At 64.6% G+C, this 16,954-nt stretch carries 21 protein-coding genes and 1 pseudogene; 9 read left to right on the plus strand and 13 right to left on the minus strand.

Annotated features, from left to right (window positions below):
• Window position 1: 1 nt before the first annotated feature.
• The 12 genes from uraH to ASE49_RS09315 are packed head-to-tail and all read right to left on the minus strand — an operon-like array spanning window position 2 to window position 11,493.
• Window positions 2-331 carry a hydroxyisourate hydrolase gene (uraH, locus tag ASE49_RS09260; RefSeq protein WP_056770856.1) on the minus strand — a complete coding sequence of 110 codons (330 nt, stop codon included), beginning with the start codon at window positions 329-331 and terminating at the stop codon, window positions 2-4.
• Window positions 328-1,767, minus strand: a complete 1,440-nt coding sequence (locus ASE49_RS09265; RefSeq protein ID WP_056770861.1) for an NAD(P)-binding domain-containing protein — start codon at window positions 1,765-1,767, stop codon at window positions 328-330. Before ASE49_RS09265 ends, uraH begins: the two co-directional genes overlap by 4 nt.
• Window positions 1,764-2,207, minus strand: a complete 444-nt coding sequence (uraD, locus tag ASE49_RS09270; protein ID WP_056770864.1) for a 2-oxo-4-hydroxy-4-carboxy-5-ureidoimidazoline decarboxylase — start codon at window positions 2,205-2,207, stop codon at window positions 1,764-1,766. Before uraD ends, ASE49_RS09265 begins: the two co-directional genes overlap by 4 nt.
• Window positions 2,204-2,584 carry an oxalurate catabolism protein HpxZ gene (gene hpxZ, locus ASE49_RS09275; RefSeq protein WP_056770867.1) on the minus strand — a complete coding sequence of 127 codons (381 nt, stop codon included), beginning with the start codon at window positions 2,582-2,584 and terminating at the stop codon, window positions 2,204-2,206. Before hpxZ ends, uraD begins: the two co-directional genes overlap by 4 nt.
• A complete protein-coding gene (gene puuE / locus ASE49_RS09280) occupies window positions 2,571-3,473 on the minus strand; it encodes an allantoinase PuuE (protein WP_056770870.1) in 903 nt (300 codons plus the stop codon). Before puuE ends, hpxZ begins: the two co-directional genes overlap by 14 nt.
• Window positions 3,470-4,708 carry a pyridoxal-phosphate-dependent aminotransferase family protein gene (locus ASE49_RS09285; RefSeq protein WP_056770873.1) on the minus strand — a complete coding sequence of 413 codons (1,239 nt, stop codon included), beginning with the start codon at window positions 4,706-4,708 and terminating at the stop codon, window positions 3,470-3,472. The genes puuE and ASE49_RS09285 overlap by 4 nt, the downstream gene beginning before the upstream one ends.
• Complete coding sequence (locus ASE49_RS09290; RefSeq protein ID WP_056770875.1) at window positions 4,701-6,002, minus strand: allantoate amidohydrolase; 1,302 nt, start codon at window positions 6,000-6,002, stop codon at window positions 4,701-4,703. Before ASE49_RS09290 ends, ASE49_RS09285 begins: the two co-directional genes overlap by 8 nt.
• Window positions 5,996-7,573, minus strand: a complete 1,578-nt coding sequence (locus tag ASE49_RS09295; RefSeq protein ID WP_056770879.1) for a gamma-glutamyltransferase family protein — start codon at window positions 7,571-7,573, stop codon at window positions 5,996-5,998. Before ASE49_RS09295 ends, ASE49_RS09290 begins: the two co-directional genes overlap by 7 nt.
• The gene (locus ASE49_RS09300) at window positions 7,573-8,493 is read right to left on the minus strand and encodes a 5'-methylthioadenosine/S-adenosylhomocysteine nucleosidase (RefSeq protein WP_056771075.1); all 921 of its coding nucleotides are present in this window, start codon (window positions 8,491-8,493) and stop codon (window positions 7,573-7,575) included. The genes ASE49_RS09295 and ASE49_RS09300 overlap by 1 nt, the downstream gene beginning before the upstream one ends.
• 5 nt (window positions 8,494-8,498) lie before the next feature.
• Window positions 8,499-9,869 (minus strand): NCS2 family permease, encoded by a 1,371-nt coding sequence (locus ASE49_RS09305; protein WP_082456386.1) that lies wholly within the window; start codon window positions 9,867-9,869, stop codon window positions 8,499-8,501.
• Window positions 9,870-9,874: 5 nt separating this feature from the next.
• Window positions 9,875-11,227, minus strand: a complete 1,353-nt coding sequence (locus ASE49_RS09310) for an AtzE family amidohydrolase (protein WP_056770881.1) — start codon at window positions 11,225-11,227, stop codon at window positions 9,875-9,877.
• Window positions 11,224-11,493, minus strand: a complete 270-nt coding sequence (locus ASE49_RS09315; RefSeq protein ID WP_056770883.1) for a hypothetical protein — start codon at window positions 11,491-11,493, stop codon at window positions 11,224-11,226. The genes ASE49_RS09310 and ASE49_RS09315 overlap by 4 nt, the downstream gene beginning before the upstream one ends.
• A gap of 257 nt (window positions 11,494-11,750) precedes the next feature.
• On the opposite strand from ASE49_RS09315, the gene ASE49_RS09320 reads away from it, so the two are divergent.
• The 8 genes and pseudogenes from ASE49_RS09320 (at window position 11,751) to ASE49_RS18215 (ending at window position 15,074) form a co-directional block, all read left to right on the plus strand.
• Complete coding sequence (locus ASE49_RS09320) at window positions 11,751-12,128, plus strand: lysozyme inhibitor LprI family protein (RefSeq protein ID WP_235522905.1); 378 nt, start codon at window positions 11,751-11,753, stop codon at window positions 12,126-12,128.
• A 136-nt stretch (window positions 12,129-12,264) separates the two neighbouring features.
• The gene (locus ASE49_RS17735; RefSeq protein ID WP_235522906.1) at window positions 12,265-12,627 is read left to right on the plus strand and encodes a hypothetical protein; all 363 of its coding nucleotides are present in this window, start codon (window positions 12,265-12,267) and stop codon (window positions 12,625-12,627) included.
• 31 nt (window positions 12,628-12,658) lie between these two features.
• Entirely contained in the window at window positions 12,659-12,877 is a 219-nt protein-coding gene (locus ASE49_RS09325) for a helix-turn-helix domain-containing protein (protein ID WP_235522907.1), read from the plus strand.
• Window positions 12,874-13,131, plus strand: coding sequence for a hypothetical protein (locus tag ASE49_RS18695; RefSeq protein ID WP_156370227.1), 258 nt, complete (start codon window positions 12,874-12,876; stop codon window positions 13,129-13,131). Before ASE49_RS09325 ends, ASE49_RS18695 begins: the two co-directional genes overlap by 4 nt.
• Window positions 13,132-13,530: 399 nt before the next feature.
• Window positions 13,531-13,785, plus strand: a pseudogene (locus ASE49_RS18700) (DUF3631 domain-containing protein); the annotation flags it as partial.
• Window positions 13,786-13,850: 65 nt separating this feature from the next.
• A complete protein-coding gene (locus ASE49_RS18705) occupies window positions 13,851-13,979 on the plus strand; it encodes a DUF3631 domain-containing protein (protein ID WP_235522917.1) in 129 nt (42 codons plus the stop codon).
• Between the two features lie 327 nt (window positions 13,980-14,306).
• Window positions 14,307-14,489: an HGGxSTG domain-containing protein gene (locus tag ASE49_RS18930; protein ID WP_442945974.1), complete on the plus strand. Its 183-nt coding sequence runs from the start codon at window positions 14,307-14,309 to the stop codon at window positions 14,487-14,489.
• Between the two features lie 153 nt (window positions 14,490-14,642).
• Window positions 14,643-15,074: a hypothetical protein gene (locus ASE49_RS18215; RefSeq protein WP_156370228.1), complete on the plus strand. Its 432-nt coding sequence runs from the start codon at window positions 14,643-14,645 to the stop codon at window positions 15,072-15,074.
• Window positions 15,075-15,595: 521 nt separating this feature from the next.
• On the opposite strand, the gene ASE49_RS18710 is transcribed toward ASE49_RS18215, so the two are convergent.
• Window positions 15,596-15,895 (minus strand): hypothetical protein, encoded by a 300-nt coding sequence (locus ASE49_RS18710; RefSeq protein WP_235522908.1) that lies wholly within the window; start codon window positions 15,893-15,895, stop codon window positions 15,596-15,598.
• A gap of 286 nt (window positions 15,896-16,181) precedes the next feature.
• Between ASE49_RS18710 and ASE49_RS17745 the strand changes: the two genes are divergently transcribed.
• A protein-coding gene (locus tag ASE49_RS17745; protein WP_156370230.1) for an IS5 family transposase occupies window positions 16,182-16,939 on the plus strand; the annotation gives its coding sequence in 2 pieces (ribosomal slippage) (window positions 16,182-16,518 and window positions 16,518-16,939; 759 coding nt in all).
• The last annotated feature ends 15 nt before the right edge of the window (window positions 16,940-16,954 follow it).

The raw sequence follows: 16,954 nt of genomic DNA on the forward strand, positions 1-16,954 counted from the left end.
CTTAGCTGCCCCGATACGTCGAATAGCCATAGGGCGAGACCAGCAGCGGCACGTGATAATGGCCCTCACCCGATACGCCGAAGTCGATCCCCACTTCATCAAGGAACGGCGGTTCGGGCAGCACCATGCCGGCTTTCAGGAAATAATCGGCGACAGCGAACGTCAGCGTGTAGCGGCCCTGCGCCAACACCGGAAGGCCCGGGCAGCGACCATCCGTGTCGGTCATTCCGGCGAACAGCACCACGCCGTCAACGCTGCGCAGCGTCAGCGACACCGCGGCTGCGGGCCGTCCGTGAGTGGTATCGAGGACATGGGTAGACAGGCTGCTCATTGCGCCCCCTCCTGCAAGCCGTGCGCACGCCGGGGCCACTCGCCCACAAACTCGTGCTCATCGTACGTAACGAGATCGGCGATCAGCGCCTCACGGTCATCAAGGAACAGCTGGTCCGCCACGCCCTTGACCAGGCGGGGCAGCGCGTTCTTGAGGCCGGAGAGCGCCGAGGCAGACAGCCCCAGACTGATCAGCGCGGAGTAGTTGAAGGCGAACAGGCCGTGCAGCGCAGTGTCGCCTGCATCGCGCGGGAGAAACTCGAACGCGGGGCCAAGGTAGGGATGCGCATCGATCAGCGCGTTCTCCTGGCCTGCTGGGGGCGTGTAACGGTCCGACCAGCGGGCGATGCGCTCGCCCAGCACGCGCAGTTCGGGCCTCAAGGACGGATCGCTGACAAGGCCGGTCGAAAGGATCAGGAAATCGTAGTCGAACGTGCCGTGCGGTGTGGTGACCCGCGCGCCCTGGTCGCTCTGCTCGACCGACAGCCACGGCGAGCCCAGGTGCAGTTCAAAGCCCGGCCAGGCGGCAGCGCGGTTGAACGTGTCGTTGGTGGGCGGCTGGTTATGGCCCAGGAACGCGCGCATCACGGCATACTTTTCGGCGTCGCTAAGCGCCGGATAGCGCGCGGTGAAGCCCACGCGCTCCATATAGCGGATCGGGTTGATGCGCGGCAGCACGTTGCGGCGGATATGGACATGGACTGCGCCCACCCCTTGCGTCAGCGCGGCATTGGCGTTGTCGAACGCCGAAGCGCCGCCACCCAGGATCGCGACCCGCTTGCCGGCAAGCGGCGCGAAGTCGATCGGCTGGCTGGTATGCGCGTAGCGTGTCGACGACAGCGCGCGCGAAATCATCGGCGGGGTATGCCATTCGCCGCCGCCTTGAATGCCGGTCGCCAGCACCACCTTGCGCGCCAGCAACGGGGCGCCATTCACCAGATCGAGGCGGAACAGGCCGGGCTCGACTGGCACAATGTTATCGAGCCTGGCATCGTTGCGCACCGGCAGGTTCAGCACGCGGCGATACCAGCGCAGATACGCCATCCAGTCTCCACGCGCGATCTTGTCCACCGCGGCCCAGCTGTCTGGCCCGTGCTGCGCCTCCCAGAATGCCCGGTACGTCAGCGCCGGCACGCCGAAGTCGATCGGGGTCAGATCCTTGGGCGTGCGCAGCGTGAGCATGCGCGCGTACGTTTCCCACGGGCCTTCATAGCCGGCGGGGTTCTCGTCGATGACGAGGATATTGGACACCCGTTCGCGCAGCAGGCCGAACGCGGCAGCCAGTCCGCTTTGCCCGCCGCCGACGATGACGACATCGTACACATGGCCGCAAGGGTGCGCGCGCGGGCGCGTCCAGTCAGGCCCGCCGTGGCCGATCAGCGCCAGTTGGCGGGCAAGCTGCGCTTCCAGCGCCGCAAGGTCGCCGGGGCCGTTCATACCGCCTGGTCCGCTAGGCGCAGCCGCACGATTTCACCGATCTGTTCAAGCGCCGTCGTGATTTCCGCCTCGCGCGCATTGCCAAGGCGCCGTTCCATTTCGGCGAGGATACCAGCCTTGTCGGTCAACCGCACGCAGATGATGAACGGCATGGCGAACCGCGCGCGATACGCAGCGTTGAGCGCGTGGAAGCGGTCGTATTCTTCGGGGCTCAGGCGATCGAGCCCGGCGCTGGCCTGCTCGGCAGCGGACGCATCGGTCAGCGTGCGGTCGATCGCTGCCTTGCCCGCCAGTTCCGGGTGCGCGCGGATCAGCGCAAGTTGCTCGTCAGGCGTCGCATCGTGCAGCACCGCCATCAGGTCGGCATGGCGATCGCCGGTGGAGGGCCGCGCGGCGGCGCGCTCCTCCACCCAGGGGCTGTGTTCGAACAGCGCGGTCACGCAGTGGTCCCTTCCAGACTGACGTGGGCGGAGACCACTTTCCAGCCATCTGCAAACCGGACCCAGCTTTGCGTCTGGCGGCCCCTTCGCGCGCTGCCTTCACGGAAGAACTCCGCATCGGCGGTGGCGAAAGCGTCGCCATAGGTGGTGATGGCCACCCGGCCGAGCGTGCGCTGGGGCGAGCCGCCGCGACCCTTGCGAAAGTGCCGGATCGCGGCGATGCCGTAGAGGACTTCGCCCACGCCATAGCGGTTGGTGGTGGGCGCATCGTGGAACAAGGCGTCCATCGCCGCCACGTCATCCGCCATCAGCGCGCGTTCGTAAGCGTGGAAGGCGGCGGTGACTTCGGCAAGGCGCACGGGGTTATCGATCTCCATGCGCCAGCCCTTTTGCCCGCGGATGCACCTCCATCCAGTGACGCGCGATATCGATCCGGCGCGCGATCCAGGCGTCCCCGCTGGCCATCACGTGGTCGAGGAACCGCGCCACCCAGCGCGCCCGGCCGGGCTTGCCGGCGATGCGCGCGTGCAGGCCTACGCTCATCATGCGGCCACCCTCTTCGCGCAACTGGTCGAACGTATCGCGCATGTGGCGGAAGAACTGCTCGCCCTCCGTAAAGCCGTTAAGCGCCACGATCTTCATGTCGTTCACGTCCAGCGTGTAGGGGACGATCAACTGCTCCCCGCTCCAGTAGGGAAGATCGTCGGCATAGCTGTCGGCATCGTAGAGAAACCCGCCTTCCTCGGCCACCAGCCGCGCGGTGTTGGGAGAGGTGCGGCCCTGATACCAGCCTAGCGGGCGGCTGCCGGTAAGTGTCTCGTGCAGCGCCACGGCCTCGGCGATGTGCGCGCGTTCAACGTCTTCGGGCACGGTCTGGTAGTCGATCCAGCGCAGGCCGTGGCTGGCGATCTCCCAATCCGCAGCCAGCATCGCGGCCACGGCTTGCGGGTTCATGGCCATCGCCTTGGCCACACCGAACACGGTGACGGGCAGGCCGCGCTGCGTGAACAGGCGATGCAGACGCCAGAAGCCCGCGCGGCTGCCGTATTCGTAAAGGCTCTCCATCGCCATCGCCCGGTCCGGATGGCTGGGCGCGCCGACCATTTCGGAGAGGAACGCCTCTGATCCAGCATCCCCGTTCAGCACAGAGTTCTCGGCGCCTTCCTCGTAATTGATGACGAACTGCACCGCCACCCGTGCGCCGCCCGGCCATTGCGGGTCGGGCGGCGTGGCGCCGTAGCCGACGAGATCGCGCGACGGGCTCATGCGTGCCACGCCGCAATCGCCGCAGGCACCGCTTCTCCCAGCGGAACAGCGTACCCTTCACGCTTCAGACACGCTTCCAGCGCCGCCAGCGTCAGCAGCACCTTGTGCTTCATCGCGTTGTAGCCCATCGCGCCCAGCCGCCAGATCGTGCCCTGCAGCGGACCGAAAGCGGTGCCGATCTCGATCTCGAACTGCTCACGCATGGCAAGGCGCACCGCCTCGCCATTGATCCCATCGGGAATGTAGACGCCGGTCACGTTGGTCATGCGATAGCGATCGTCACCAAACACCGTCAGCCCCATTGCGCGCAGGCCCGCCGTCATCGCGCGGCCGGCGCTGGCGTGGCGGGCGAACCGCGCCTCAAGCCCTTCGGCCAGCGCCACGCGGGCACATTCGCGCGCGGCATACAGCATGCTCGTCGCCTCGGTGTGGTGGTTCAGGCGCTTGTCGGACCAGTAATCCATGATCATCGCCAGATCGAAATAGTTGGAGCCGATGCGCGGCCCCTGCCCGTCGGCGATGTCAGCGCGGCGGATGCCCTGCTCCACATGGCGGCGGCGCGCGATATGCTCCGCCGCCCGGTCCGAGATGGTGATCGGCGCTGAGCCGGAAGGCCCGCCCAGGCACTTCTGCAAGCCGCCGGTGACCACGTCCGCGCCCCAGCGATCGGCGGCGATCTCCATGCCGCTGATCGTGGCGGTCACATCGACGTAAAGCAGCGCGCCGGCGGCATGCACCAGCGCGCCCACCCCGTCGAGCGGCTGCGCCATGGTGGTCGAGGTATCGCCGTGGATCGTCGACACATGGTGCGGCTGCACACGGTGAATGGCCTCGGCGATGGCCTCCAGCGGCACCACTTCGCCCCACGGGGCATCCACCGTCTCGATCTTCGCGCCGATGCGGCTGAGGATTTCGGTGAGCAGCAGCCCGAAACGGCCGAAGTTTACCACCAGCACCGTCTCACCTGGCGCCACCATGCTCACCAGCGCCGCCTCTATCCCGGCGCGCGCGGTCCCGTCGATCAGCATCGTCCACTGGTTTTGCGTGCCGAAGATCGGGCGATACAGCGCCATGACCTGGTTCATGTAGCCGGTCATCTCGGGGTCGAACTGGCCAAGCAGGTCCGCGCTCATCGCGCGCAGCACGCGCGGGTGCGCGTTTACCGGACCCGGGCCCATCAGCAGGCGCTGGGGCGGGTCGATCTCACCGAACAGAAGGGGGTCCAGATCAAGCATGTTTCGCAGCCAGTCGTTCGATGAAGCCAAGCATGACCTGCAGCGCGATGTCGGCGTCCGCAGGGTCCACGTGCTCGGCGGGATTGTGACTAATACCGCCCTTGCAGCGGATGAACAGCATCGCGGTGGGGCACAGCGCAGCCATGTTCATCGCATCGTGCCCCGCGCCCGACACAAGGCGGCGTGGCGACTGACCGGCGGCGACGAGCGCCGCGTCCATAAGGTCCATCAGCGCAGCATCGCAGGGGCTGGCGGGAAGATCGTGGATGCGCTCAATCGCGAAATCAAGGTCGCGCGCATCGGCGATTTCGACGATGCGATCGAGTATCTGCTCGGCCACGGTGTCGCGGCGGGTCTCCACGCCCGAGCGCACGTCGATGGTGAAGCGCACTTCGCCGGGAATGACGTTGGGTGCGCCGGGCAGCGCTTCGATCATGCCGACGGTGGCGACGACGTCGGAGTTGTCGGCGCGCGCCAGTTGCTCGACGCTGAGCACCATCGCCGCCGCACCGGCCAGCGGATCGCGGCGCAGGCGCATGGTGGTGGTGCCCGCATGGCCCGCCATGCCCGTCACCACCACCCTGTACCGCAGTTGTGCGGCGATACCGGTGACGGTGCCGACAGCCAGCCCGTCGGCTTCGAGGGCCGGACCCTGCTCGATGTGCGCTTCGAGATAGGCGAGCACATGACCGGTCCGGCGGCGGGCCTTGTGGAAGCCCGCGATGCCGAGCGGCGCCGTTTCAAGAATCTGCATCACGCCTTCGTCGTCATCAGCAGCGTTGAAATCGCGCAAGGCATCGGCGAGCGGCACGCCGTGCGTATCGGCGATCGTCATCAGATCCACGTCGAGCGTGCCTGCCACCGCACGGCTGCTGAGCATCGCGGCGGGGAAGCGCGATCCTTCTTCATCGCCGAACCCGTATACGTCGATGGCAAAGGGCAAACGTCGCCCGGCGGCGTGTAGCGCTGCCACGCATTCGATCCCGAGCATCACGCCCAATGGCCCATCATAGCAACCGCCGTCCCGGACCGAATCGAGGTGACTGCCAATTATCAATGCCGGCGCATCGCTCCGAGCGCCCGGATAATGTCCGACGAGGTTGCCGGCAGGGTCGATGCGAGCGCTCATGCCAGCCTCGAACATCCAGCCCCCCACCTGATCGACGGTGGCGCGGTGCGCGGGCGTCAGATACGCCCGGTACAACCCGCCCATCATATCGCTGTACGGCGCGAGGCCAAGCTGGTCGCAGCGTGCAACCGCGCGGGCCCCGCCACTGCAGCTTCCCGTCACCATGCGCTGACACCGCCGTCGCTACGCGGGTCGGTCGCGCCGATGAAGCCAGCCTCCGGCAGCCGCACCAGCGCACCGGCATGGCCCATCGTGGCCGTCAGCGGACCGACGCGCTCAACGTCATGCCCAGCCTCGGCAAGCTGTGTGTAGAGCGCCTCATCGAACCCGTCCTCCAGCTTGAGTGTGGTCGACTGCTCGCCCCAGGTGCGGCCCAGCAGCCAGCGCGGCGCGCTGATCGCGTCCTGCAGATCCACGCCGAAGCGGGCGTAGCGGGTGAACAGCGCGGCCTGCGTCTGCGGCTGGCCCTCCCCGCCCATGGTGCCGTAGGCCATGACCCGGCCATCGTCGAACACCGCCAATGCCGGGTTGAGCGTGTGGAACGGCTTGCGCCCGGGCTTCAGTGCGTTCCAGCCGTTTTCGGCGAGCCGGAACGAACTGCCCCGGTTCTGCCAGGTAATCCCGGTCTGCGGCAGCACGAGACCGGAGCCGAACTCGAAGTAGGTCGACTGGATCGCCGAGACGACGCGCCCGTCGCTGTCCGCCGCGCCAAACCAGCAGGTGTCCCCCCACTGGGGCGGCTGTGGCCACGGCAGTGCGCGGCGGCGGTCGATCCGCGTCGCGAGCGCATCAAGCGCGGCGGGATCATCGAGCAGCGCCTGAAAGGCGTACGCCGTGTGCAGCGGATCGCCCACGTGGAGATCGCGCAGCAGGAACGCCTGCTTGGTGGCTTCCACTAGACCGTGGACATGGTCGAACCCGTCGGGCGCGGCGGCAGCAAGGCGGTCGAACAGCGCCAGGATCAACAGCGAGGCAAACCCCTGGGTGGGCGGGGCGCTGTTATAGAGCCGCGCCCCGGTTATCGCCGTGCTCAGCGGCGCGGGGCGGCTGGCAGTATGTGCGGCAAGATCGGCGGCGGAAACCGGACTGCCCAGCATGGCAAGATCCTGCGCGATCAGCGCCGCCAGCGCGCCGTGGTAGAAATCGTCAAGGCCGTTGGCCGCCAGCGTGCGCAATGTTGCCGCCAGCAACGGCTGGCGCAGCACGTCGCCGGGTTGCAGAGCCCTGCCGTCCGGCTCGAACGCCGCGCCGTAGCTGCCGGGCTGCACCCGCAGTTCCGGCCCCTTGGCGGCGGCGATGGCGGCCCCGCCCGCAGTGACCATCACCCCCGCTTCCGCATGGGCAATCGCATCGCCCAGCAGGCGGCTCAACGGCAGCTGGCAGTACGGCGCGGCCAGCGCGGCTTCCCAAGCAGAAATTGTGCCCGCCACGGTGTTCGCCGCCAGCGGTCCGCGTGTCGGCACCGCGCCCAGCCCTGCGTATAGTGACAGGTCGGCGCTGGCCGCCGCACCGCCGCAGCCGTGGATCGCATGTACGACGCCATCCGGCTCGCGGATCACCCAGAAGCCGTCGCCGCCGATGCCGGTCATGTGCGGATAGACCACTGCCAGCGTTGCCGCGACCGCGACCGTCGCTTCCACCGCGTTGCCGCCGTCCCTGAGCACATCGCAGCCGGCCTGCGCCGCCAGATAGTGCGGCGCGGTAACGATCCCGTTGTAGGCGTGGACTGTCTGCATCAGTTCGGCAGCGCCTTGACGAACGCGCGCACCACTTGCGCGGAATTCACCGACGCCAGCGCCATGAACGTCTCCATCTGGTTTTCGCTTTCATCGCCACCGGCGAGGTCGGACAAGCTGCGGAAGACGATTGCGGGCACCTGATTGGCATACGCCACTTGTGCCACCGCCGCACTCTCCATGTCGAGCACGCGCGCCTTGTAGGTGGCCTGCAGATATTGGCGAAACTCGGCATTGTCGGCGAACACCGTGGCGCTCACCCCGGTGCCGCCGACGACGATCTTGGGCTCATGCTCCAGGCAGGAACCGCGCGGGGCCGAGGCGTTGGCGGGCGCGGCGCCGATGCAGCGCTGCAACCGGGTCGTCGCCGCGACCTTGCGCGCGAGCGTCACCAGTCCGGGATCGACGGCGATGGTGTAGTGGCGCCTGGCTTCCTCCTTCGCGTTGCCCACCCGCACGCCGCGCGGGAACATCATCTCCCAGTTCTTGGGCGCTTGCGGGTCGATCGGCTCGGGCGTCTTCCAGCCTTGCGGCGTCTTTCGCGCGAACGAGACCTCCAGATACTGCGCCCAGTCCTGGGCCACCACGACATCGCCGATGGACAGATCCGGGTCGACGCCGCCGGCGATGCCCGAAAAAACAATGCGCTTCACCGTGAACCGGTCGAGCACCAGCTGCGTATTCATCGCCGCATTGACCATGCTGACGCCGCTTTGCATCAGCACGATCGGCTTGCCGTCCATCGTGCCGGTGAGGAAAGTGAGACCGTTGATCTTGTAGGTCCTGGGCTTTTGCACCGCGTGTTCCAGCGCCTGCCATTCGGGGAAGAACGCGGTCATCACCACCGTGCGCGGGGTCGGGTCGATCGGCCTGGCAAGTGCGGGGGTGGCGCATAGGCCCAGCAGCAGCGCGAAGATCATGCGCATCAGGCGCCTCCCATCCAGACGAAGCGGAATACGAACAGCAAGGCCAGCACCAGCAGGAACCAGTCGCTCTTCACGATCGTGCCGCGCACCAGCTTGAGCGCGGCGTGCGCGGTGATGCCAAAGGCCAGGCCGTTGGCGATGGAAAACGTCAGCGGGATCATCGCCACGGTCAGGAACGCCGGGATCGCGGACAGCGGGTCCTCCCACTCGACTTCGGTCAGCGGCAGCAGCATCAGCCCGCCCACGATGATCAGCGCCGGGGCGGTAGCGGCCAGCGGGATCAGCTGCGCATAAGGCGCCACGAACATCGTCGCCAGAAACAGCACGCCGGTGACCACAGCCGTAAGCCCGGTGCGCCCGCCCGCCTGCACCCCGGCGGCGCTTTCGACATAGCTGGTGACCGTGCTGGTGCCTGCCATCGAACCCACGATGGTGGCGGTTGCATCGGTGAACAGGATGCGGTTGAGCTTGGGGATACGGCCATCGGCATCCATCAGCCCGGCGCGCTTGGTCACCGCCACCAGGGTGCCGATGTTGTCGAACAGATCGACGAACAGGAACACGAACAGGATTTCCAGCAGCCCAAGGCCCTGCTTGCCTGACAGACCCAGCACGCCGCCAAGGTCCAGCTTGAAGGCGGTGGCGGTCAACGCGTCGAGCGAATAAGGCTGCGCGCTGACCGAAACCTGGCCCGTCAGCCAGCCGGCCAGCGTGGTCGCCACGATGCCGATCAGCATCGCCCCGCGCACCTTCCACACGCTGAGCGCGCCGATCACCACCAACCCGAAGATCGCCAGCGCCGCGCCCGGCGCCTTGAGGTCTCCCAGCGCGACGAAAGTGGACGGGTTGGCAACGACGATGCCGGCGTCCTTGAGGCCGATAAAGCCGATGAACAAGCCGATCCCGCCCGCCACTGCCGCAAACAAGTATGGTGGGATGGACGCGACGATCAGCTGGCGCACCCCGGTTGCGGTCAGCAGCAGGAATGCAACGCCGGAAATGAACACGCAGCCCAGCGCCACTTGCCAGGGCACGCCCATCTGCTGGACCACGGTATAGCTGAAATACGCGTTCAGCCCCATGCCCGGCGCGAGCGCCAGCGGGGTGTTTGCCACCAGCCCCATCAGGATCGAGGCGAACGCGGCGGCAAAACACGTCGCGGCGGCAACGGCGGCGACCGGCATCCCCGCGCTGCCCAGGATCGCCGGATTGACCAGCACGATATAGGCCATCGTCAGGAACGTGGTGACGCCGGCCAGCACTTCGGTGCGCACCGTGGTGCCGCGCGCGCCAAGCTGGAAATAGCGCCCCAGAGCGCCGGTTTCCGGCGTGCCGTCCGGTTGGTCCCCGGAAGGCTTTGCCCCTTGAATCTGAGTCACGCCGCTGCCCCCTGCTTGGTTCCGCGCGCATTCCCGCGCGGCGCCGTCCACCCGATAATCCCTTGTGCCTCAAGCCGCGCGGCGAAGGCAAACAGGTCTGCCTCGCGATACGGGCGACCCACCAGTTGCAGCCCCAGCGGCAGACTATCTGGCCTGCGCAGCGGCACCGCCAGAGACGGCAGCCCGAGAAAACTGATCGGCTGCGTGTGAATGCCAAGGTCCGCCCGTGCCGGAGACAGCGCGCCGTCGATCACGATGCGCGGGTCGGCGATCACGGGCGCGGTGCAAGGCGTGGCCGGCGCGAGCAGCACATCGAAATCGCCGATCAGCGCAGCGATCCGGGACTTGTAGGCGTGCCGAAACGCCTGCGCTTCCCGATACAGCTCATCCGGCAGCAAGGCCCCGGCGAGCAGGCGATCGCGGGTCGCCGGGTCAAACGCCATCGGGTCTCGGGACAAGGCCTCGCGGTGCAGCGCGCCGCCTTCATAGGCGGTGATGAGAAACGCTGCGGAGCGAGCGCGGGCGATCTCGGGCAAGACGATCAGCGGCGCGTCCGGGGCGATGGCATCGATCGCGGCGAGCTGGTCAGGGTCGGCGTTCTCGCGAAAGCGGCCGCCAAGCCGGGCAACACGCAAGGCAGACGGCGATGGCTCTGCTGCCCGTCCGGCCAGAACCTGCCATACCGCCTGTATGTCGGCCACGCTGTTGGCGAACGGACCGGCATCGTCGAAACTCTCGGCGAAAGGAAACACGCCCCCTAACGGCAAGTCTCCATGCGTGGGCTTGAGGCCGTAGGTACCGGTCAGGCTGGCGGGCACCCGGACCGAGCCGTTGGTGTCCGAGCCCAGCGAGAAGGCCAGCAGCCCGGCCGCAACCACCGCCGCCGATCCGCCCGAGGAACCGCCGGCCAGCCGCGTAAGGTCGTGCGGGTTGCAGGTGGTGCCGTGGCGCGCGTTGATCGTCGCAAAGCCATAGGCGAACTCATCCATGTTAAGCGTCGCGACCAGGATTGCCCCCGCGTCGCGAAGCCGGACTATCGCCTCGGCATCGCCCGTGGCTGCGGGTGCATCGGCATACAGCGCGGAACCCGCGGCGGTGGGCAGGCCGGCCACGTCGAACAGGTCCTTGACCCCGTAGACCACCCCGGCAAGCGGGCCCGGATCGCGGCCTGAAGCAATGGCGGCGTCCACGGCGGCGGCTTCGCGGCGAGCGCGCTCGGGCAGCAGGCGCGTAACCGCGTTCAACGCCGCGCCGTGCTGCGCAAGGTCCGTCAAGGCCCGTTCCACAAGATCGACGGCGCGCGCCTGGCCGCTCCGCACGTGCGCGGCGGTTTCCACCAGCACGGTCACGATGGCCCCGGGGGCGCATCCGTGCGCAGTCGTTCGGCATGCTCGGCAAGCAGCGCCAGGTTTGCCGCCACGCCTTGCGCGCACGCGACCGGCACGCGCATACCGCGCGCCGCTGCCGCAGCGGCGATCTGCCTGCGTGTGCGCGGGATCACGCCGCCGGGCGCAAGCGCCCGATTACCGCGCAACGCAACAAACCCCGTGACGACCGCCACACCGGCACCCAGCGCCAAAGGGTGGATCTTGAAGAGGAACGGTGGTCGCCACATGCCGGTATTCTCCTGCCCGCGCCTACCCTAGCGAGCAAACGCAATGATCCGAACGGATCGATGCAAAAATGCGAACACCTGACCATGACATGTCTCCCGTTCGCCCGCAGCACCGGCCCTCACCGCGTGTAAGATAGTTTCCGCTTTTGGTCGCCATGCCTCGTCGCGGTCCATCGAAGGCGGCGGCGGCAACCCTTGCTGACCTTGACCCGCGGGTTCATGAGTGGAACCATACCAAGGCGTTTGTGGAGATGGATATGAAATCGGTATTGATGATCGCTGTTCTGGCGGCAGCAGGCATCCCAAGCGTTGCGCTCGCGCAAGGTTCGCCGCACCTTTCGCCGGCCTTCGAAGCCTGTGTTGCGCGCGCCGGGAACAACACTGTGCAACGTAACGTCTGCGCGCAGCGCGAAGCCGGCGCGCAGGACGATCGTTTGAACAAGGCCTATCAGCGCGTGATGCGCCAGCTCGACAGCAACCCATCGGCGAAGCTCGCATTGCGTGATCGCCAGCGGCGCTGGATCGCCGAGCGCGACTACACCTGCAAGATCAACGGCAACACCGTCGATGGCGGCTGCGTGGTCCTGAAAACGGCGGCGCGGGCAGATGAGCTTGAAAGCCAGGTGCGGTTCTGACGTATATGGCCTCCCAACGCTAGGCGGCGTGGACAAATTCTGGGGGCTTGCGGTTGCGCAGGAGGAGAACTGGAAACCCGAGTTAGCTGGCGCGTTCTTGGGATAAAATCCGCTCTGGGAGGGGCGTGGCGTTCCATTGCATCCTCCCACGCTCAAGGTGGTTGGCGAAAGGTTCGATGCTGTGCGCCAGAGGCTGGTCCGGCATCTCGACAATCATCGCTCCAGCTTTGTCGAGTCAAAAAATAAGGGCGGTCGCCCGCCAACATGGGATTGGGAAGGTGCGCTGATCCATGTCGTGGCCATAGCCAATACACCAGACGGGCTGCCGTCAGAGCGAGGGGCGCAGGCGCGGATTGAGGAAATCATCCGTGACTGGTTCATTCAGGCCGGTGGCGATGCGCCTGCCGACAGTGAAATCCGCAAGCGGGCCAACGGAATAATGAAAAGGGTGAAAACCAGTTTCCAACCCTTACCAGCCGACACCCTCCCGGATTCGTAGTCAACTGTACCTGCCCGCGGAAAGCGGACGCATGGATACGTTGGCTGACGGGCAGGGAATCAAGTCGATGAATGAACCCTATCTGTGTTCTGTCTCCGATGCCGCAAGGATGTTGGGAGTCGGACGAACCAAGCTGTATGACATGATCGCGAAGGGCGAAATCCTGTCCATGCAAATCGGCACAAGGCGGCTGGTCAACGTGGCCAGCATTCGGGCACTGATCGAGCGCCTGACTGGCGGTGCCGCATGAACGATGCCAGCCAGAACGAATGGGCCGGTGCTGCGTCAACAGCAACCGGCCCGGAAGATGCCAAAGCTGCGAACCCGGCACCACTGTCTAACCCGGACCAACCGATGAAGCCAGATGAGATGCAGGCAGATACGGCAAACGTCGATGGTGCGGGACTGCTGAACCGCATTCACGCTTTTACACGCCGTTTCATCTGCTACCCTCGGAACATGCCAGCACCTCACATGTCCTGTGGATCGCCCACACGCATCTGATGGAGGCATGGTTTTTGGCGCCGCGCCTTGCGGTGCTGTTCCCTGAGCCAGGAAGCGGGAAGTCGCGGGTGTTGGAGGTTACAGCGATGCTGGTTCCAAACCCGTTGCTGTCAGTAAACTCCTCTGCGGCGTACATTCTGTGGAAGGTCTCCGATCAGGCGAACCGGCCAACGATCTTGTATGATGAAATCGACACGATCTTTGGCCCTGCCGCTAGGCGGCAACGAAGACCTACGGGGAATGGTCAATGCAGGCTATCGCCGTGGTGCCATGGTGGGTCGCTGCAATACGGAACGCGGCAAGGTGCAGCCTGTTGAACTGGCTACATATGCGGCGTTCGCAATGGGCGGCCTTGGCACCCCGCCCGACACTATCATGAGCCGGTCGGTCGTCATCCGAATGCAGAAACGAGCGGCTGGCGAAAGTGCCGAACCTTTCCAGCCCCGTATTCATGAGCTTGAAGCAGAAGCCCTGCGGAGCGAACTGGCCGAATGGGCCGCCAGCATGGCCGGTCTGGCGGAATTGGCACAACCGGCCATGCCGGACTGTATTGCCAACCGGAACGCCGATGTGTGGGGACGGCTGTTCACGGTCGCCGATCTGGCAGGAGGTGCATGGCCCGAAGCGGTGAGGATGGCTGCGACGAATGCCGTGATGTCAGCGAAGGCCAGTGCGCGCCCTTCTTTGGGTGCTCAACTGTTGGCGGACATTCTGCCTGCTTGGGCGATGCTGATCGGATCACCACCGTCGATGTGCTGGACAGGTTGCTGGCCGAGATGCTGCGTGAATATGGCATCCGCTCGTCCACGATCCGTATGCCCAATGGTCAGACGCCCAAAGGCTATTAGCGCGAAGCATTTCATGATGCATGGAAGCGCTACCTGCCTATGTCACCAGCACACACAACAAACGCCACATCCGACACCGACCATGCCAACACCAATGAAACCGGGGATGGCACTGTGTAGGAGCATGACACGCCAGCGGCGTGTGGCAGCAACAGCGGCTGAAGCACGGACGACGAGGCTCAAAACCATTTGTTTTCGGCCAAGTTGCCCATGTGTCGTCAGTGGCGGCAAATCCGGGAGAGTGGCCGAGAAGCCGACTTGGCCACTCCCCAGACAGCCCGAAACGGAGCGGGAGCCAAGAAGTTGAACATTCTAACGGACAACCCCATGCAACCGGCCAATCTGGCCAATGCTGCTCGTTGTGGTGCCCTTACACGGTCGGGGGCCGAATGCCGGTCCCCGGCTGTTAGAGGAAAGCAGCGATGCAGGATGCATGGTGGGAATAGCTGCGGAGCGCCGAAGGGAAATCGCAACGCATGTAATCGCCGGCGTCGTCCGAAAACACGTTGAATGACTTCATAACTCCCCCTTTCATGGCTGGGCCTGCGAGGCAGGCCCAAAGAAAACACCTATAAGTGTGAATAAGGTAAAATACATCGTAGAAGCGGGATTCACACTTATACGATGTGGTGATGGCGATGCTGGATCGGCAACGACGTTTGCGTGGAAGTCGATCCCGATCTTATCCCGTTGGGTACCAGACCTGAAAATGATGGAGGTCCGCCTATCTCGTTCAAAGCAGCACGAGAGGTTCTGGTTGCTCTGGATGACAAAGAGCGAGGCGACGCGCTGTGGATGTTAGGAGAAATTGCATCTGAACCAGGGACATGGAATGCGTTCGTCAAGCCCTTCATCGAGCAGGCTTGGCCTCGTCAGGTCAAATTTCGAACTGATAGCGCTTCGCGTGGGTTCGCGCATTCGATCGAACGGTCCGGTGATAATTTCCCGGATGCGGTTCGAACTATCGTGGGGCTGATGCGCCCAGTAGCGCACCTAGATATGATAACCTACCGCCTTTCAAAGGAATCAGAGGAAGGCACCAAGGATTTGCCCGGAAGTTTCCAGTCGAAACGCTTCAGCTTCTTGATGCGTTGATTGCGGATGACAGGTCACAGATGCCCTATCAATTAGGCAAGGCCTTGGAGGTCGTGGCGGAAGCCGATCCAGCAGTGCGACGCACCCGCGAATGGAAACGCTTATATGATCTGACCGCCTAAAGATTTTCACCTCTCAAGCCCGCCTCGTAATCGGCACAACTTTGGTCAATTCACGATCCGTGGCGCAATAGGTACCCCATGCATCCATCAGCTTTCGGCGTTTGCGAGCATACCACCCCGCTGATAGGCCCGCTCAACCTCGTTGGGGTTTTGGTGAGCCAGCGCTGCTTCCGCCACTTCGCCAGGGAAATTCGTCTGCTCGGCAACCCATGTACGGAACGAAGAGCGGAAGCCGTGAACCGTCACTGGTTCCGCCATTCTGCGAAGCACTTCAACAGCGTCATGTCTAACATAACGCCGCCGTTCATGCCGGGGAATACCACATCAGTTCCTGCCCTCCGCACGGCAATCGCGCTTCGCAGTACAGCCACGGATTCGAGCGATAGCGGCACAATATGTTCACGCCGCATCTTCATGTGATCGGCTGGCAGTCCACAAGGCGTTCTCAAGATCGAACTCGTCCCATGTCGCCAGTCGCACTTCCTGCGAACGAGCAACGGTCAGCACAGCAAACTCCAGTGCGAGGCGTCCCCACACTCCCCCAGTGACACGAAGGCGGGTTAGAAAAGCCGGCACATCGGCATAGGGCATGGCCGGGTGATGCTTGCCGCCCGATTGCTTGGGCAGGCCCTTGCCAGCCGCCAGAGCCTTAAGCGGAGCTTCTGTGGCTCGCCAACCGCGAGCATGGGTATACCCCATCGATACAAACCTTGAGACAACATTGATTCTATCAATAGGGTTTCGAATCGATTTATGATACAGTATACGATGATGGTCTAAAGGCTATTGAGACGGATCATAATATGTTAGGGTCCGGACCCATAAACAGGATTCCCAGCAGCGCCGGGATATGATTCACCATCCTCCAGCAAGGAGGTATGGCGGATGGCGGATTTCTTCTGGTTTNTAGGGTCCGGACCCATAAACAGGATTCCCAGCAGCGCCGGGATATGATTCACCATCCTCCAGCAAGGAGGTATGGCGGATGGCGGATTTCTTCTGGTTTTCGGATGAGCAATGGGCGCGGATCGAGCCGCTCTTGCCGCAGAATACGCGAGGGATGCCGCGGGTAGATGATCGGCGGGTGCTGTCCGGAATTGTCCATGCGTTGAAGAGCGGCGGTCGTTGGGGCGATTGTCCTGAACACTTCTATGGCCCGAAGAAGACGCTCTATAACCGCTTCCGGCGTTGGGCAGAGCGCGGCGTGTGGGAGCGCATCTTTGCCGACCTCGCCGGGCTCGAAGGCGTGCCATCCAAGCTGTTCATCGACAGCTCGTGCATCAAGGCTCACCGCACTGCTGGTGGCGCAAAAGGGGGGCCTTGGCTCATGGTATCGGCATCACCAAAGGCGGYAGGAACACCAAGCTCCACGCCATCTGCGACGAGAAGGGGCGTCCCCACGTCCTCCTGCTGACGCCTGGCAATACACACGACGCAAAGGTGGCCATGCTGGCGATCAATGCCGTGCCGCCCTCGGACTATCTGGTCGCTGACAAAGGCTACGACAGTAACGCCTTGCGCTMATGGCTGATCGAGCGTGGCACCACGCCGGTTATCCMGTCAAAGTCCAACCGCAAAGTCCAGATCGAGCACGACCGGCAGATCTACCGTCAGCGTAATGTCGTCGAGCGCATGTTCTGCCGGTTCAAGGACTGGCGCCGCGTAGCCACCAGGTTTGACCGCAACATCAAGACCTTCATGGCAACCATCGCCATCGCCGCCTTCGTCATATGGTGGCTCTAATGAGTCCGGACCCTA

The organism is Novosphingobium sp. Leaf2 (genome assembly GCF_001421325.1).
Classification (GTDB): domain Bacteria; phylum Pseudomonadota; class Alphaproteobacteria; order Sphingomonadales; family Sphingomonadaceae; genus Novosphingobium.

What these genes read in the sequence shown, in the direction of transcription:
- uraH (WP_056770856.1), bottom strand. Translation starts at nt 331, where the DNA reads ATGAGCAGCCTGTCTACCCATGTCCTCGATACCACTCACGGACGGCCC.
- ASE49_RS09265 (WP_056770861.1), bottom strand. Translation starts at nt 1,767, where the DNA reads ATGAACGGCCCCGGCGACCTTGCGGCGCTGGAAGCGCAGCTTGCCCGC.
- hpxZ (WP_056770867.1), bottom strand. Translation starts at nt 2,584, where the DNA reads ATGGAGATCGATAACCCCGTGCGCCTTGCCGAAGTCACCGCCGCCTTC.
- puuE (WP_056770870.1), bottom strand. Translation starts at nt 3,473, where the DNA reads ATGAGCCCGTCGCGCGATCTCGTCGGCTACGGCGCCACGCCGCCCGAC.
- ASE49_RS09285 (WP_056770873.1), bottom strand. Translation starts at nt 4,708, where the DNA reads ATGCTTGATCTGGACCCCCTTCTGTTCGGTGAGATCGACCCGCCCCAG.
- ASE49_RS09290 (WP_056770875.1), bottom strand. Translation starts at nt 6,002, where the DNA reads ATGGTGACGGGAAGCTGCAGTGGCGGGGCCCGCGCGGTTGCACGCTGC.
- ASE49_RS09295 (WP_056770879.1), bottom strand. Translation starts at nt 7,573, where the DNA reads ATGCAGACAGTCCACGCCTACAACGGGATCGTTACCGCGCCGCACTAT.
- ASE49_RS09300 (WP_056771075.1), bottom strand. Translation starts at nt 8,493, where the DNA reads ATGATCTTCGCGCTGCTGCTGGGCCTATGCGCCACCCCCGCACTTGCC.
- ASE49_RS09315 (WP_056770883.1), bottom strand. Translation starts at nt 11,493, where the DNA reads ATGTGGCGACCACCGTTCCTCTTCAAGATCCACCCTTTGGCGCTGGGT.
- ASE49_RS09320 (WP_235522905.1), top strand. Translation starts at nt 11,751, where the DNA reads ATGAAATCGGTATTGATGATCGCTGTTCTGGCGGCAGCAGGCATCCCA.
- ASE49_RS09325 (WP_235522907.1), top strand. Translation starts at nt 12,659, where the DNA reads ATGGATACGTTGGCTGACGGGCAGGGAATCAAGTCGATGAATGAACCC.
- ASE49_RS18695 (WP_156370227.1), top strand. Translation starts at nt 12,874, where the DNA reads ATGAACGATGCCAGCCAGAACGAATGGGCCGGTGCTGCGTCAACAGCA.
- ASE49_RS18930 (WP_442945974.1), top strand. Translation starts at nt 14,307, where the DNA reads ATGCAACCGGCCAATCTGGCCAATGCTGCTCGTTGTGGTGCCCTTACA.
- ASE49_RS18710 (WP_235522908.1), bottom strand. Translation starts at nt 15,895, where the DNA reads ATGGGGTATACCCATGCTCGCGGTTGGCGAGCCACAGAAGCTCCGCTT.